Below are 14908 nucleotides of genomic sequence, written 5' to 3' on the forward strand. Positions count from 1 at the left end.
GTGAAATAGGAGCGTGAGGAGATGCTGACAGGACCAGGACTGTCGCTTGCGAGTGGGATACGGCGACAAAAGTCCACTCCATGGGCGATCATGCTGTTTATTGGGTATTGGCTCATGTTTGCTGCCGAGCTATCCATGATTCGTTTTCACAAGGGGGAAGACGGAAAGTGGGTCGCTACCACCATCGGGCAACCGGAGGTATGGCTAGGATTACTTGCATTTGCAGTGACGGTATTTAGCTTCATTGCGACCGTTGGTTTTATTGTGAGCTTGCTCCGAGAAAGACGGCAGAAGACGTCATGGCTATGGCAATATGACGAACTCACAGGGAATGATGTACTGCATATTGTTGCTTGGCTGCATGTGTTTCAAACAGGCGTACTGCTGTTGTATGGGTTTTTACTGGAAGGTACCTTCTTTTCCACCGGTACGATCGGAGGGATATTGGAATCAGCTATTTTTCAACTATTCCTGTTGATTTTGATTCCGCTGTGGTTTCGTGGAAGACTGGGGGAAATCGGCGTTCGCCGACCTGTACGACTAGGCCGGATGCTGTTGATGCTCGCTGCTCTGTTTCTTTTGATTGCACTGGTGCTGGATGCGGTGGTGACTAACCCGATTGCGGACTGGTTTGGACTGTCTCTGTCATCAGAGCGAGAGCAGCTGATCGAAAAAGAGATTGTGCAGGCGAAAGAAACGGATATTTTGGCGGCGCTCACCTCACTTCTGGTCATTGGCATATTGGTTCCGATTGCGGAGGAGATTTTGTTTCGCGGCGTGATTCAGACTTATCTGGTTCGGAGAATCGGGCCCATTATGGGTATCTTCCTGAGCAGTTTCTGGTTTGGGCTCCTGCATATGGATATCGCTCTGTTCGCTCCGCTTTTTGTCATTGGAATTCTACTCGGATTCGTTCGACATCGGTACCAATCAATTTGGGGAGCTGTTTTGTTGCATGCAGTGAACAACATGACAGGAGTACTTTACTACTTTCACTGAGGGGGAAGCTTGCAGGTGAGTAGGTGGAGAAAAAAAGCGCGGTTCGTGGTGGAATGGAATGAAGCGAGCTTGGATGTGGCAGTCAATCAGGCGCGAATGGACTGGCAGCATGCTCGCCATCTTGTGGAGATCAGTGAACCGGATGGCGGTTTGGATGATGTCATTTATTATTTGCATGTGACCGAAAAGCGGTATATGTATTTGCTCGCGCAAGCAAAGCGCGAGAGGAATCGCCAACAGGCATAGGAGGAAAAGCCGATGACTACAGGGTGGGTTATAGCACTGATTGTAGTTGGGATTTTGCTGGTGATTGCCGCCAGCAAATCTGTCACGGGCCCAATCAGGTGGATTGGATTGGGGATCATGCAAGTTGTAATTGGCGCACTATTGCTGTTTTTCACCAATCTGGTTGGAGAGTTGGCTAACTTCCACATCCCGATCAACCCGGTGACGGCTCTGCTCGTCGGACTTCTCCGCTTGCCTGGATTGGCGGCGTTGATTGTCATCAAGCTATGGGTTATGTAAAGGTGTATCGATTCGGTTATCCATCGGTAAGCAAAAAAGCAACGCCGCGATCCTCGTATTTCACCCGGCTACGACTTGGCTGACGAAAGGAAGCAAGGAGGGCGAGGAGGCGTGGCAGCGCAACGATCAACGTTCCGGTGATCAAGGTGAGCGCGTATCCTTTCGAAAGCCACACATAAGCCCCGGCTGCTATCGCCATACTTCCCACGATTACCGTGAGCTCACTGCCCCGATAGACAGATAGCGGGATGGGAAGTGGATAGCCTGCACCCCACCACGGAGAGACGAGCATATCGGCAGTTGTCTTTGGCTTATGGCCGCGTAGAAGGGCATACAGTCGAAATAAAACCAAATGACAGATCGGTATTACAGGTAGAATCGCTAACGTCACAATCAGCGTATAAGCGGGTACTTGTAGCATGAAAGAGTGCGAAATAAGGGACAAGCCTAGTAACAACAGTTGAAAAAGGTAGCCGACGAATCGCCAGCGAAAACGATGGAGCAGCTTGTAGCTATAGATCGTATGGGCGGCGGTTTCCTTCATGAGAAGTCACTTCCTTTTACAGCGGTCTGGATGAATGAAAGTCTGCGTTTCCATTATCGCACAGTCGCAAATCTTGAGAAAGCTCATACAAGGAATGAAGCAAGCCGTTTGTCTAGCATGACTGGACTGACGGCTTTTTGTTATGGGTAGGATAAAAGGAACGATATGGAAACTGATTCGGTAGGGCGTGATGAGGAGGGAAGGAAAGCGTGAGGCTATGGGTCATTTCAGAGGAGGTCGTAAACAGATTCGGCAATGAGCTCGGAGCGTGTGGGATTGAGCTGTCTGTTTACCAAACAGATTCCTCAGATGAAGTCGCTGATGGGTTTTTACTGACAAAAGAGACTGATGGCAAGCTTTTGCAGGAAAGGATGCAACAGCTGGGAACGGGGCCATGGCTCACACTTGTCTACGGAAGCGACGTGCCATACGACTGGGCGAATACTTTACATGCCCAATACGAGCAAACCGGGGAACACGAGGTCATTCGCATGGCGTTATTTACCCACGAGCGTGCTTTGCTTGGAGGGGAACCCAATGGGAGATGGATGCGGTTCCTCTGTAAGCAGCTCGCTCGCTACTCACTGGTATCGATGGTATGTGGGATGCGTGAGGTGGATGAAGTGCTTCGGCAATTACCGCGCTATTTGGCGTGGAAGGAGCAGTTCTACATCAAACTTGGTGCCAGCTGCGATGAGAAAGGAATTTCTCTGCTACAAGTTAGTCGCGCGCTCGGTATGGACAAACGAATCGGTCAGGGCTGGCTCTACCCTTCCCGTCAAGACTCTTCCTTCATCGTTCGATGGCTTGAAAAAGAATGCAGGCTCGTTCTACAAAAAGTGAATATACAGCGGATCGTACTTTGGGGAGAGGACTGGCTATGGGAGCATATGTCTTCTGACTGGTTGGCTGAAAAAGACGTTGCGGTGTACACCGGAGAGGACAAGCCAATTCCGAACAAATGGATGATGGGTTGGACGCTATACGATTCGTGGCAGGATGCTGTAAAGGATGCGGATTTACTCGTGATCGGAAATGCCGCGGGAACGACCATTGCAGAGCTGCCGTTACCCGAGCTGGTTAACGCGATGAGGCAGTCCTACGTCATTGATGCGGCAGCTTGCTTCCCTGTGCAGGAAGCCCAGTCCTATTTCCAAGCCTACCGAGCTATCGGCGAAAACACGAACGTTTGGGAATGATGCTGATTATAATAGGGTATAATGGTTGATATATTGAGGAAAAGGGCAGGCGTTTTCACTATGGAAAAAGTTGCTCAGCGATGTATCGTCTGTGAACAGGAGCAGAATGACGGAATCGCCATTTGTGAGCAGTTTATCTGTCAACGGTGCGAACAGGAAATGGTCAATACCGATGTACAGGATGAAAAGTATCCATTTTTTATTCATCAGATGAGACGCATTTGGTTGCGAAAAGATGCGTGAAGAAAGAAGGCATCGGTGCATTCCGGTGTCTTTTTTTTGCTGGCCTCATGCGTGTCCAAATCATGCTAAAATAGGGGAATAAAAATAAAGGACGTGAGTCGCGCGTGTTGGAGAGAGATGTTGAATTTCGGGAGCGACAAAAGCGTGCGCCCCTTTATGAACAGCTTGAACGGCACGCCAAGCATCGGCCGCATCCGTTTCATGTGCCAGGACATAAAATGGGCCACAGCTTTGACAACCATGCCAAAAATCGCTTTCAAGACATATTGGAGCTGGATGTAACGGAAATTAGCGGGACAGATGACCTGCATCAGCCACAAGGTGTCATTGCAGAAGCGCAGGATTTGGCGGCGCAAGCCTTCCATGCGGAACAGACAAAGTTTTTGATCGGGGGAAGTACAGTAGGAAATATCGCTCTCATCATGACGGTATGCAGACCGGGCGACAAGATTCTCGTACAACGCAATTGCCATAAGTCTGTATTCAACGGCATTATGATGGCGAGAGCAACCCCGATCTTTTTAGTACCTGCTGTCGATCTGGCAACAGGAGTCGCTGCGGGTGTAAGGCGCGAAGATGTAGAGCGTGCGTTGCTTGCACACCCCGATGCCAAGGCATTGTTTTTGACGAATCCTACCTACTATGGGATGGGTATCGATTTGGCGAAAATGGCGGCTACGGTTCATCGGTTTGATGTACCGCTTTTGATAGACGAAGCTCACGGTGCCCACTACGGGTTTCATCCTGCCTTTCCGCGTTCTGCTATGCAGGAAGGTGCGGATGCTTCGGTCCAATCGACGCACAAAATGGGAACGGCGATGACGATGTCCTCGATGTTGCATATTCAGGGGGAGCGGATTGATCGTGAACGGTTGTTCCGTCATCTTGCTATGCTTCAGTCTTCCAGCCCGTCGTATGTGCTGATGGCTTCACTCGATTTAGCCAGACGTCATATGGCGCTTGCGGCGACCGAAGAGTGGAACAGGGTGTTGCCACTTTTGGACAAGTTTCGAGAGCGACTCGATCGACTGGACTGGCTGGATTGGCCGCGGCTGTCCACGAACAGCGTATACGCTACGCTTGACCCGTTGAAGCTGTTTTTCCATTTGCGAACGGCCCAATTCAGTGGATTTGAGTTGCAGAAGTGGATGGAAAAGCACGGGATTTTCTCGGAGCTGGCGGATGATTCTCATGTACTCCTTGCAGCCTCGACAGGAACATCCTCCCGTGACTTGGACGCTTTGTGGAGACTTTTTGAATCGATGGCGCCACAAGTAGAACCAGGGGAGGAACGCGTTCTTTTGACGGGAGTTGTGTCGTCCCATTATTTGCGCGAGCAGGCATTGCCGATGCATGAAGCCGTTGACTGCCCAATGGAGTCGATTCTTTTGGAGCAGGCTCTGGGACGCATTGTGGCAGAGATGGTGATTCCATATCCGCCAGGGATTCCAGTGTTGGTGCCAGGCGAGCGGATCGATGAAGAAAGTCTGACGATGCTGAAGGAATTGGCGAGAGGACAAACGCGATTCCATGGCGTACAGGACGACCAGCTACAAACGATACAGGTTTTACGATAATCTAAGCAACTGGCCTGCTACAACAGGGGTGGAAGGAGTATGGAAGTGGCAACAGGAAAGAAAGGCCGATTTATTACGATAGAAGGCGGAGAAGGGGCCGGAAAATCCACCGTCATCGCCAAGCTGTACGAAGAGCTGAAGGCGCGTGGAGTCGATGTACTTTTGACTCGTGAGCCCGGTGGAATTGATATCGCCGAAAAAATCCGGGAAATTATTTTGAATCCGGCCCACACACAGATGGATGAAAGAACCGAGGCTCTCTTGTATGCGGCAGCACGTGGTCAGCATTTAGCGGAAAAGGTGTTACCTGCTTTGGCAGAGGGCAAGCTGGTACTGTGCGACCGTTTTATCGACAGTAGCCTTGCCTATCAAGGACATGCGCGGGGATTGGGCATTGATGCTGTCTACCAGATTAACCGATTTGCTGTTGGTGATTGCATGCCGGAATTGACCTTGTTCTTTGATGTACAGCCCGAAATCGGATTGGCGCGGATTAATGCCTCCCGTGGACGCGAAGTGAATCGTCTCGATCTGGAAGGGATGCGTTTCCATGAGCTTGTTCGGGAAGGGTATCAGCTGGTTATGGAACGCGACCCAGAACGTTTTGTCGTGATTGATGCCGAGCAGCCGATGGAACATGTATATCAATCTGCCCTACAGGCACTGCTAGACAGGTTATAAATGGTTGTTCAAAAAGTCGTCTTTTGATCAAGCTGTAAGGTTCCCTGTACCGCAGGATGATGTACATGCTGTATAATATGTTTAAGCGAAATAACGTACCAAGCCTACGTGTTTTTCATACAATAAAGAAGTCAAATTGGGAATTGATCATGGGAGAAAGGGTGATAGCCGATGAAAATGGTAGTTGCGGTCGTCCAAGATAAAGACAGTGGTCGTCTGTCTCAACAATTGGTGAAAAAAGGTTTTCGTGCTACGAAGCTGGCTAGTACGGGTAGCTTTTTACGCGCCGGTAACACAACTTTTTTGATCGGAACGTCTGACGAAAGTGTCCCGGAAGTAATCGACATCATTGCGCATAATTGCAAATCCCGCAAACAAATGGTCACTCCCGTCTCTCCACTCAGTAATGCTGTAGACTCGTTCATGCCATATCCGCTGGAAGTACAGGTGGGTGGTGCGGCAGTATTCGTATTGGATGTCGGAGAGTTCCACTCATTTTAGTGGTTCCTTCTCTCTTTTTTTGCAACTTTCGTATATACTTGATCTCATGGGGATAAACCCTGTATTGGATCGGGCGACGGAGGTGGCGATATGAAAATCAGTGATGGGTTACGGCCTAAACTGGACTTGATTAAAACGACGGATTCACGTAAGAATCCTCAACTGGAAAAGCTGAATTTTGGCACGATGATTCAAGGAGAAGACGAACGTATGTCTCAGGAGAAGCTTACCCGGCTACTGACAGACATAGACAGGCAGGGACAGATTCTTGCTCGTTCCCGCGCCGTTCGTGACTTCTATGCTTATAAAAATCTCGTCAAGCAGTTCATGGAAGAGGCTGTGAAGTTTGGCATTGCCTTGGACGATAGACGAGGAATGAATCGGCGTGGCCGAAGCAGGCTGTACAAAATCGTCAAAGAGGTGGATGCAGAGCTGCTCAAACTGACAGATGAGCTCTTGAGCGAGCAGGCACCAACGATTGATTTGTTAGCCAGGATTGGCGAAATCCGCGGCATGTTGATCAATTTGTATTTTTAGTGGGTGTGAAACCATCATGACATGGACCCGTTTTTCTCAGCAGCCACGAGCACAGGAACTGCTGTATCATAGTTTGCGCAACGAACGACTGGCACACGCCTACTTGCTGGCGGGTCCCAAAGGTTCAGGTAAAAAGCAGATGGCCCTGCATCTGGCGAAGTCCCTTTTTTGTTCGGAAAGGGAGGCAGACGCCTGCGGGGCCTGTGTTACATGCAGGCGCATAGAGGGTGGCAATCACCCGGATGTGTTGTTTATTACGCCTGATGGGGCTTCGATTAAAATCGACCAGATCCGTTCATTGCAAAAAGAAATGGCGATGCGCGCTGTCGAGTCGTCACGCAAGGTATATATCATCGAGCACGTCGATAAAATGACGACACAGGCTGCCAACAGTCTGCTCAAGTTTCTGGAGGAACCGCCCGCCGGTGTACTGGCACTGCTTTTGACAGAGCACAGCCATGCGATTCTTCCTACGATTTTATCTCGATGCCAAATCGTTCAATTTTCACCACTTTCTGCAGAATTGATTGCGGAAAAGTTGCGTGCAGAGGGCGTTTTAGCGGGAATGGCGCAGGTTGCTTCCCACATTACGACAAATGTGGAAGAAGCCATGACACTCAGCCAATCAGAATCGTTTGCACAGCTAAGAAATCTAGTGATACAATTGGTGCAGGAGTGTAAACAGCGCAATTCATCTGCACTCTTAACGATCCATGATATGTTGCAAAAGAGCGACAAAAGTAAAGAGGAACTACCCCTCTTTTTAGATTTGCTCATCCTTTGGCTGCGCGATATCCTGTATTTGCAAGTAGGCAGGCATGCCCATCTCATTAACAGCGACCAACAGGATGTGCTGCAAGGACAAGCACTGGTATGGACAAAAGCTGAGCTCTTGCGTGGGATAGATTTGGTCATGGAGACGAAAAATCGGATAGAGCGAAATGCCAACGCACAGTTGGCTCTTGAGCGGTTGGTTCTTCAATTCCAGGAGGGATAACCCTTGTACGAGGTTGTTGGGGTCCGCTTTAAAAAAGCGGGCAAAATATATTACTTCGACCCTGACCGACTGCCGATTGAGCAAGACTGCACCGTCATCGTTGAAACGGCGCGAGGGGTCGAGTTTGGTAAGGTCGTCATTGGCAAAAAAGAAGTAGCTGAGTCTGATGTCGTATTGCCGCTGAAAAAGGTCATTCGGATGGCAGACGAGCGAGATGCAAAACAGGTGGATGAAAACAAGCAAGCCGCCAAGAATGCTTTTGCTGTATGTCAGACGAAGATCAAAGAGCACAAGCTCGATATGAAGCTGGTCGATGTGGAATACACGTTTGACCGCAACAAGATTATCTTTTATTTCACCGCTGACGGCAGGGTTGATTTCCGTGAGCTGGTAAAAGACCTCGCCTCCGTATTCCGTACCCGAATTGAGCTTCGCCAGATCGGTGTGCGTGACGAAGCCAAAATGCTTGGCGGGATCGGGCCTTGTGGCAGGTTGCTTTGCTGTTCGACGTTCCTCGGCGATTTCGAGCCTGTCTCGATCAAAATGGCCAAGGACCAAAATCTTTCGTTGAATCCAGCCAAAATCTCTGGTCTATGCGGCCGGTTGATGTGCTGTTTAAAATACGAGAACGACAACTATGAAAGCTCGAAGGATGAGATGCCGGACATTGGCAAAATGGTCACCACCCCGATGGGAAATGGACGAGTCGTTTCCGTAAACGTACTTGATCAATCTGTCCAAGTAGAGCTTTCAATCGACAAGCGTGTCACCGAATTTGGATTGGATGAGATTGCGATAGGTCTCCCCACCTTTGAATAAAGCGTGGGGGTAGGGGAGAGGTGAGCTAGTGGACAAACGGGAAATCTTCGTCAAGATGGCGAGCATTGAAGAACGTATTGGTGACCTTTATAAAGAAATTGGTGAACTGAAAGACGTCATCGTTGTTTTGATGGAGGAAAACGCCCAATTACTCGTTGAAAACCAGCACCTTCGCAACCGACTAGACAGGAAAAAGATCGGCGCCCAAGCAAAACAAAAGGGAACAAGCCCTGTCGCGAAGGAAAAAGCCAAAAAGGCAGTGGTCGGAGAAGGATATGACAACCTCGCCCGTTTGTACGCGGAAGGATTTCATATTTGCAATGTGCATTTCGGCAGCCTGCGAAAAGAAGGGGATTGCCTGTTCTGTCTCTCATTCCTGAGCGGCGGCCCTCAAAAATAAGCGGTGAGTAACCAGCACCACATGAAAAAGCGACCTGGGCCACGTGTCAGGTCGCTTTTTTCCGGATGGGAATAATAAGACAAGAACAAAAGGGAGTACGAGCCGTAGATGGAACCTGTCACCAACGTGCCGCTTTACGAAACAGAGCGCATCGATGATTTATTGACACATGAAATGAAAATAATCCAGAGCCACGAAGTGTTTTGCTTTTCGATGGACGCGGTTCTTTTAGCGCGATTCGCATCGGTGCCAAAGCGCGGAAAAGTATTGGATATGTGCACGGGCAATGGGGCGATACCGCTCATTATGACCACGCGTACGCCAGAAGCCAGTTTTGATGGAATCGAAATTCAAGAGCGTTTGTTCAGCATGGCAAGTCGCAATGTGACGTTGAATGGTTTGAACGAACGAATTACGATGCATCATGGCGATGTGAAGGATGCGGTGGCGTTGTTTGGGCACGGGAAGTTCGATTTGATCACGTGCAATCCGCCGTATATGCCTGCGACGAGCGGGGAGAAAAACATCAGCGAGCACTTTGCGATCGCCCGGCATGAGATTATGCTGTCCTTGGAGGATGTCATTCGCGTGGGGAGTCAGTTGCTAAAAAACGGCGGAAAGCTGGCGCTCGTGCATCGATCCACACGTTTGATCGACATCATTTCGCTTATGCGCCAATACGGCATCGAGCCGAAACGGATGCGTCTGGTTTACCCGCGCAAGGAAGCAGAGCCGAATATGGTTCTGATCGAGGGAATAAGGGGTGGAAAGCCGGAGCTGAGAATTCAGCCGCCGCTGATTGTGTATGAAAATGGAGAGCAATACTGTGAAGAACTACAGGAAATCTATTATGGCAGACGAGATTCCCTCGAGTAAGAGTCACTATGTCTACATCCTGTCTTGTGCGGATGGGACACTTTACACTGGATATACGACAGAGCTGATCCGCCGCTTGGCTGCTCATAATGAAGGAAAAGGTGCCAAGTATACGAGAGGCCGCGGGCCAGTGAAGCTGCTCTATTGGGAAGAAGGAGCAGACCGTTCCTGGGGTCTCAAGCGTGAAGAGAGCATCAAACGATTAACGCGCAAGAAAAAAGAAGAATTGATTGGAGGGGCTTCCGAATGAATGTGCAACGCAGTTTTGCGTCAGAAGAAGCAGGAGTCCTTTATTTGGTGGCTACACCCATCGGCAATCTCGATGATATCACGGTGCGGTGTCTAAATACGTTGCGTGAAGTCGATGTCATCGCGTGTGAAGATACGCGCCAGACAAGAAAGTTGCTGAATCATTTTCAAATCGAAAAACGTACGGTCAGCTATCACGAGCATAATAAGGAAGCAAGTGGAAATGGGCTGTTGCAGTGGCTTGCCGAGGGCAAGAAGATTGCCTTGGTAAGCGACGCTGGCTTGCCGGCTATTTCCGACCCGGGTGCGGAGCTGGTACGAGATGCGACCGCAGCGGGATTTCCTGTTATCCCCGTTCCAGGTGCCAATGCGGCGTTGACAGCTTTGATTGCTTCCGGTCTTCCTACTGATCGCTTCGTATTTTGCGGATTTATAGGCCGCGAAAACAAAGAAAGACGCGAAGAGCTGGAAAGATTGAAGCGATATCCAGAAACGCTCATTTTTTATGAAGCCCCCCATCGAGTGGAAAAGACGCTTGCTGCTATGCGGGAGGCGTGGGGGAATCGGAGAGCTGTCCTGGCAAGAGAACTGACAAAGCGCTACGAGGAATTTGTGCGTGGGACGTTGGACGAGCTGCTGGAATGGCTCAGAAGTGGCGAGGTGCGCGGTGAGTTTTGTGTCATTGTCGAAGGAAACACCGGACCACTGGAAGCGGAAGTCGATGATACATGGTGGCAATCGATGAGTATCGTGGAGCACGTAGATCATTACTGCGCACAAGGCATGGGGAAAAAGGAAGCCATCAAGCAAGCAGCCGATGATCGAAACGTATCCAAACGAGATGTTTACAACGAATATCATCGTGAATAGAAGGCAATGAGTGAGCAAAGCTGGCCGATACGGTCGGCTTTTTTTCTTTTCGTCATGTCGACGGTGTACGTGAATACGATGGTAATGGGCGCTGGCGGTGTTTTCGGAAGGAAAGGAAGGGGGAATCAGCAGTGAGTATACGTGATTCTCGTTTTATTGTGAATACAGATGAAAAAGACGATCACTTCATATTTACACTGCCGGTTACATGGAACAGTAGACCGTACGAATATGCCTGGGCCAAACAATTTGCCAATCCGAATGATGTTGTGCTTGATTCGGCATGCGGGATATGCCATCCATTCAAATTTTATTTGGCTGATCAATGTCGAGAAGTACACGCTTGTGATCTCGATAATCGGATACTGTCTAAGGAAGCGATCTATCAAGATATTGTGGACGTATTTGGGGAAAGAGTAGCAGACAGCTTGCCTGTGCATTATTTTGACGGTATTCATTATTGTCGAGCCAATTTGACCTACTTACCGTACTCGAATCAAAAGTTTGATACGGTATTCTGTATCTCTGTTCTTGAGCATCTCGAAGACCCGATTATGGTGCAAGCATTCCGCGAATTTCACAGAGTGTTAAAAGACGATGGGCAGCTCGTACTCACTTTTGATTACCCGCTGATTAATTTAGCGCGACTGCAGCAAGTTTTGGCGGAGGTTGGGCTACAATTTTCTGGCGAGGTATCCTTTGAAATGCCGGCTGATGTGGTCTATTCTGATTTGTATGCGCCTAGGCTGTTCTTCTTCCGAACGTTGTTGAAGAAAAAATAGCAAACAAAAAGCCTTTGTGAGGCTCGTCCCACAAAGGCATGTTTATGTAATCAAATGATATTAGCGTTTAACAGGCATTTCTGTCAGGCAATCTTGGCACACGATTTTACCTTTAAAGTGAGATACTTTGTCAGCGTTTCCACAGAAGATACATGCAGGCTCATACTTTTTCAGGATGATGCGCTCTCCGTCAACGTAGATTTCCAAAGCATCTTTCTCAGCGATACCCAGAGTGCGGCGCAATTCGATTGGAATAACAACACGACCCAATTCATCTACTTTGCGAACGATACCGGTTGACTTCATCATAGTTAAAATCTCCTCCCAAAATCTGTATATGTCGATGCTATTGTTATACACTCATCATTTATCGTCAATATTCGACATTTTCTGTTGGGATAATCATACCAGCCATTACCAAAGGTGTCAACATGATTTTGACAATTCCTTGAAAAGCAAAATGTTTTTTCAAAACGAAAACGTTGTTAAACCGCTGTTTATTAAAGTGTTGGAAGTGATCTGGATATTTTTATGGATAAAATTTACTGGGATTATTGGGTGTCGAATAAGTCGACGAATGTCGAAACAAAACATGTCGATTCGACAAAAACTCCAAGTTTTCTCTTTTCTTCTTGTAATTTGTAAAGCTGGTATGAAGCAAGCGATAAAATTCCTTAGGAAAATGGGCTTGCCGAGGATGTTTACAAAACAGGTTGGTCGTGTACAATAGAGGATAAATGCAGCAAATGATACCAAACGACCATGATGGGAAGAGTAAGCCGATCCTCCTTATTTCAGAGAGCCGGGGTAGCTGAAAACCGGTATAAGTGAGCAAGCTGAACATGGACCCTGAGTCTTGCAGATGAACAGTGACGGCATTGACCGTACCTAGTAGTCTGTGACGTATGCCCACGTTACGGGTAGAGTCATGTTTTGACTCACCAAGTCCGTTTTCCGTGAGGGGGACGGAGTGTTTGGGTGGTACCGCGAGATAGAGCTCGCCCCAATTTTTTTGGGGTGGGCTTTTCCTTATTTTAATAAACGTAAACAGGAGGGGAATAGTTGCAATGAAACCTACTTATTACATCACAACACCGATCTACTATCCAAGTAATAAACTCCACATTGGTAACGCCTACACCACAATCGCGTGTGATGCTATGGCTCGTTATAAGCGTTTGCGCGGCTATGATGTGTATTACCTGACAGGGACAGATGAGCATGGTCAAAAGCTCCAAGAACGTGCTGCTGAGGATGGCAAACAACCGCTTGAATTCATCGACCCGATTGTCGATTGGGTAAAGGACCTGTGGCAAAAGCTCGACATCTCTTATGACGATTTCATTCGTACCACAGAGCCTCGTCATAAAGAGGTCGTACAAAAAGTGTTCCAGCGCCTGCTCGACCAAGGTGATATTTATTTGGGCGAGTACGAGGGCTTCTACTGTGTACCTTGCGAGGCTTTCTGGACAGAAACCCAAGCGAAAACGGACAACGGGTATGCTTGCCCAGACTGTGGTCGCGAAGTGAAAAAAGTGAAGGAGAAAAACTACTTCTTCCGCATGTCCAAGTATCAGGACAGACTGCTTGCACACATCGAAGCAAACCCTGAATTTATTCAGCCGGAGAGCCGCCGCAACGAAATGATCAACAACTTCCTGAAGCCAGGTCTCCAGGATTTGTCCGTATCCCGCAGTACATTTGACTGGGGAATCAAGGTGCCCAGCGATCCAGACCACGTCATTTACGTATGGATCGATGCATTGACGAACTATATTTCTGCACTCGGCTATTTGTCCGAGGATGACAGCAAATACCGTAACTTCTGGCCTGCCAATGTTCATATGGTTGGAAAAGACATTTTGCGCTTCCATACGATCTACTGGCCAATCCTGTTGATGGCACTGGATATCCCGTTGCCAAAACAAATTTTTGGTCATGGCTGGCTTCTGATGCCAGATGGAAAAATGTCAAAATCCAAGGGCAATGTCATTGATCCGAAGGTTTTGATCGACCGTTACGGTTCTGACGGCGTTCGCTACTTCCTGCTTCGTGAAATCAACTTCGGTCAGGATGGCATCTTCACGCCAGAATCGTTCGTACAGCGCCTGAATTACGACTTGGCTAATGACATCGGAAACCTGCTGAGCCGTACCGCTACGATGATTGAGAAATATTTCGATGGTATCGTTCCAGCGCCACAGGATGCAGGAGAGCCGGATGACAGCTTGATCGGCCTCGCGATGAAAACGAAAGCGCTGGTGGAAGAGCACATAGAAGAAATGCGCTTCTCCAATGCACTGGCTCACATCTGGGAACTGGTGGGACGTACAAACAAATACATCGACGAGACCATGCCTTGGAATTTGGCAAAAACCGAAGAAACCAAAGGTCGTCTGGCAACCGTTATGTACAATTTGGTGGAAAGCATCCGCATTAGCTCCGTGCTGATCCAACCGTTCATGACCAAAGCGCCAGCGAAAATTTGGGACCAACTGGGTATTTTGGGCAATGAAGAAGCAACGAGCTGGGAATCTGCAAGTGTATGGGGTGGATTGCCTGCTGGAAGCACCGTTAGCCGCAAGGAACTGCTCTTCCCTCGTCTGGATGTTCAAGCAGAACTGGCTTTCATCGACGATTCGACAGCAGAGGCACGTCGCCAAGCAGAGGAAAACAAGAAAAAGCAAGCAGCTTTGAAAGGGGAAGCACCTGTGAGTGAAACAAACACCAACCAAACAGAAGCAGCAACGGACAAACCAGCTGATGCAAAGGAAGAAATTAGCATCGACGATTTTGGAAAAGTAGAGCTGCGCGTCGCACAGGTCGTGGAATGTGCCAAGCATCCAAATGCTGACAAACTGTTGGTTCTGCAATTGGATCTTGGCTACGAGAAGCGCCAGGTTGTTTCCGGTATAGCGAAATACTACTCCCCAGAAGAAATGGTCGGCAAAAAAGTGATCCTCGTAGCTAACCTGAAGCCAGTGAAGCTTCGCGGCGAGCTGTCTCAAGGGATGATCTTGGCAGCATCGGCAGGAGATCAGTTGACACTTGCGACTGTTGACCCAAGTATGCCAAATGGAGCAATCGTGAAGTAACGAGGGCAAGGAAA

The 14908-nt window shown here is 48.7% G+C and carries 19 protein-coding genes and 1 other annotated feature; of the genes, 17 read left to right on the forward strand and 2 right to left on the reverse strand.

All coding sequences use genetic code 11. The features are described 5' to 3' along the window. Positions 1-21 precede the first annotated feature (21 nt). The 3 genes from C7R92_RS29480 to C7R92_RS29490 are packed head-to-tail and all read left to right on the forward strand — an operon-like array spanning position 22 to position 1524. Positions 22-999 carry a CPBP family intramembrane glutamic endopeptidase gene (locus C7R92_RS29480; RefSeq protein ID WP_106836614.1) on the forward strand — a complete coding sequence of 326 codons (978 nt, stop codon included), beginning with the start codon at positions 22-24 and terminating at the stop codon, positions 997-999. Positions 1000-1014: 15 nt separating this feature from the next. Continuing rightward, complete coding sequence (locus C7R92_RS29485) at positions 1015-1245, forward strand: DUF2508 family protein (protein ID WP_012683849.1); 231 nt, start codon at positions 1015-1017, stop codon at positions 1243-1245. A 12-nt stretch (positions 1246-1257) separates the two neighbouring features. Next, entirely contained in the window at positions 1258-1524 is a 267-nt protein-coding gene (locus C7R92_RS29490) for a pro-sigmaK processing inhibitor BofA family protein (protein ID WP_069852542.1), read from the forward strand. 16 nt (positions 1525-1540) lie between these two features. On the opposite strand, the gene C7R92_RS29495 is transcribed toward C7R92_RS29490, so the two are convergent. Then, a complete protein-coding gene (locus C7R92_RS29495) occupies positions 1541-2068 on the reverse strand; it encodes a hypothetical protein (protein ID WP_069852545.1) in 528 nt (175 codons plus the stop codon). Positions 2069-2277: 209 nt separating this feature from the next. Here C7R92_RS29495 and C7R92_RS29500 point away from each other — a divergent pair, with 209 nt between their 5' ends. From C7R92_RS29500 to C7R92_RS29560, 13 genes are all read left to right on the forward strand, one after another. Beyond that, complete coding sequence (locus C7R92_RS29500; protein WP_106836615.1) at positions 2278-3267, forward strand: hypothetical protein; 990 nt, start codon at positions 2278-2280, stop codon at positions 3265-3267. Between the two features lie 60 nt (positions 3268-3327). Next, entirely contained in the window at positions 3328-3510 is a 183-nt protein-coding gene (locus C7R92_RS29505) for a sigma factor G inhibitor Gin (protein WP_007719893.1), read from the forward strand. 104 nt (positions 3511-3614) lie between these two features. Continuing rightward, on the forward strand, positions 3615-5087 hold the full coding sequence (locus C7R92_RS29510; protein ID WP_106836616.1) for an aminotransferase class I/II-fold pyridoxal phosphate-dependent enzyme: 1473 nt from the start codon (positions 3615-3617) through the stop codon (positions 5085-5087). 39 nt (positions 5088-5126) lie between these two features. Further along, positions 5127-5768: a dTMP kinase gene (gene tmk, locus C7R92_RS29515; protein WP_017246923.1), complete on the forward strand. Its 642-nt coding sequence runs from the start codon at positions 5127-5129 to the stop codon at positions 5766-5768. A 171-nt stretch (positions 5769-5939) separates the two neighbouring features. Continuing rightward, the gene (locus tag C7R92_RS29520) at positions 5940-6269 is read left to right on the forward strand and encodes a cyclic-di-AMP receptor (RefSeq protein WP_007719896.1); all 330 of its coding nucleotides are present in this window, start codon (positions 5940-5942) and stop codon (positions 6267-6269) included. 90 nt (positions 6270-6359) lie between these two features. Next, positions 6360-6806, forward strand: a complete 447-nt coding sequence (locus tag C7R92_RS29525; protein ID WP_007719898.1) for a YaaR family protein — start codon at positions 6360-6362, stop codon at positions 6804-6806. A gap of 16 nt (positions 6807-6822) precedes the next feature. After that, entirely contained in the window at positions 6823-7803 is a 981-nt protein-coding gene (gene holB / locus C7R92_RS29530; RefSeq protein WP_069852552.1) for a DNA polymerase III subunit delta', read from the forward strand. Positions 7804-7806: 3 nt separating this feature from the next. Next, complete coding sequence (locus C7R92_RS29535; RefSeq protein ID WP_017246925.1) at positions 7807-8622, forward strand: PSP1 domain-containing protein; 816 nt, start codon at positions 7807-7809, stop codon at positions 8620-8622. A 28-nt stretch (positions 8623-8650) separates the two neighbouring features. Then, positions 8651-9022 carry a DNA replication initiation control protein YabA gene (gene yabA, locus C7R92_RS29540; RefSeq protein WP_106836617.1) on the forward strand — a complete coding sequence of 124 codons (372 nt, stop codon included), beginning with the start codon at positions 8651-8653 and terminating at the stop codon, positions 9020-9022. A gap of 108 nt (positions 9023-9130) precedes the next feature. Beyond that, positions 9131-9898, forward strand: a complete 768-nt coding sequence (locus tag C7R92_RS29545) for a tRNA1(Val) (adenine(37)-N6)-methyltransferase (protein ID WP_106836618.1) — start codon at positions 9131-9133, stop codon at positions 9896-9898. Beyond that, positions 9873-10148, forward strand: a complete 276-nt coding sequence (locus tag C7R92_RS29550) for a GIY-YIG nuclease family protein (RefSeq protein WP_069852557.1) — start codon at positions 9873-9875, stop codon at positions 10146-10148. The genes C7R92_RS29545 and C7R92_RS29550 overlap by 26 nt, the downstream gene beginning before the upstream one ends. Then, the gene (gene rsmI, locus C7R92_RS29555) at positions 10145-11017 is read left to right on the forward strand and encodes a 16S rRNA (cytidine(1402)-2'-O)-methyltransferase (protein ID WP_069852559.1); all 873 of its coding nucleotides are present in this window, start codon (positions 10145-10147) and stop codon (positions 11015-11017) included. Before C7R92_RS29550 ends, rsmI begins: the two co-directional genes overlap by 4 nt. Positions 11018-11148: 131 nt before the next feature. Beyond that, positions 11149-11799: a class I SAM-dependent methyltransferase gene (locus C7R92_RS29560; protein WP_106836619.1), complete on the forward strand. Its 651-nt coding sequence runs from the start codon at positions 11149-11151 to the stop codon at positions 11797-11799. 60 nt (positions 11800-11859) lie between these two features. On the opposite strand, the gene C7R92_RS29565 is transcribed toward C7R92_RS29560, so the two are convergent. Then, positions 11860-12108, reverse strand: a complete 249-nt coding sequence (locus C7R92_RS29565; RefSeq protein ID WP_007719913.1) for an AbrB/MazE/SpoVT family DNA-binding domain-containing protein — start codon at positions 12106-12108, stop codon at positions 11860-11862. 444 nt (positions 12109-12552) lie between these two features. Beyond that, positions 12553-12808, forward strand: a binding site (T-box leader). Between the two features lie 58 nt (positions 12809-12866). Here C7R92_RS29565 and metG point away from each other — a divergent pair. Continuing rightward, a complete protein-coding gene (metG, locus tag C7R92_RS29575) occupies positions 12867-14894 on the forward strand; it encodes a methionine--tRNA ligase (protein ID WP_106836621.1) in 2028 nt (675 codons plus the stop codon). The last annotated feature ends 14 nt before the right edge of the window (positions 14895-14908 follow it).

Origin of the sequence: Brevibacillus porteri, assembly GCF_003013475.1 — a bacterium.
Classification (GTDB): Bacteria; Bacillota; Bacilli; order Brevibacillales; family Brevibacillaceae; genus Brevibacillus; species Brevibacillus porteri.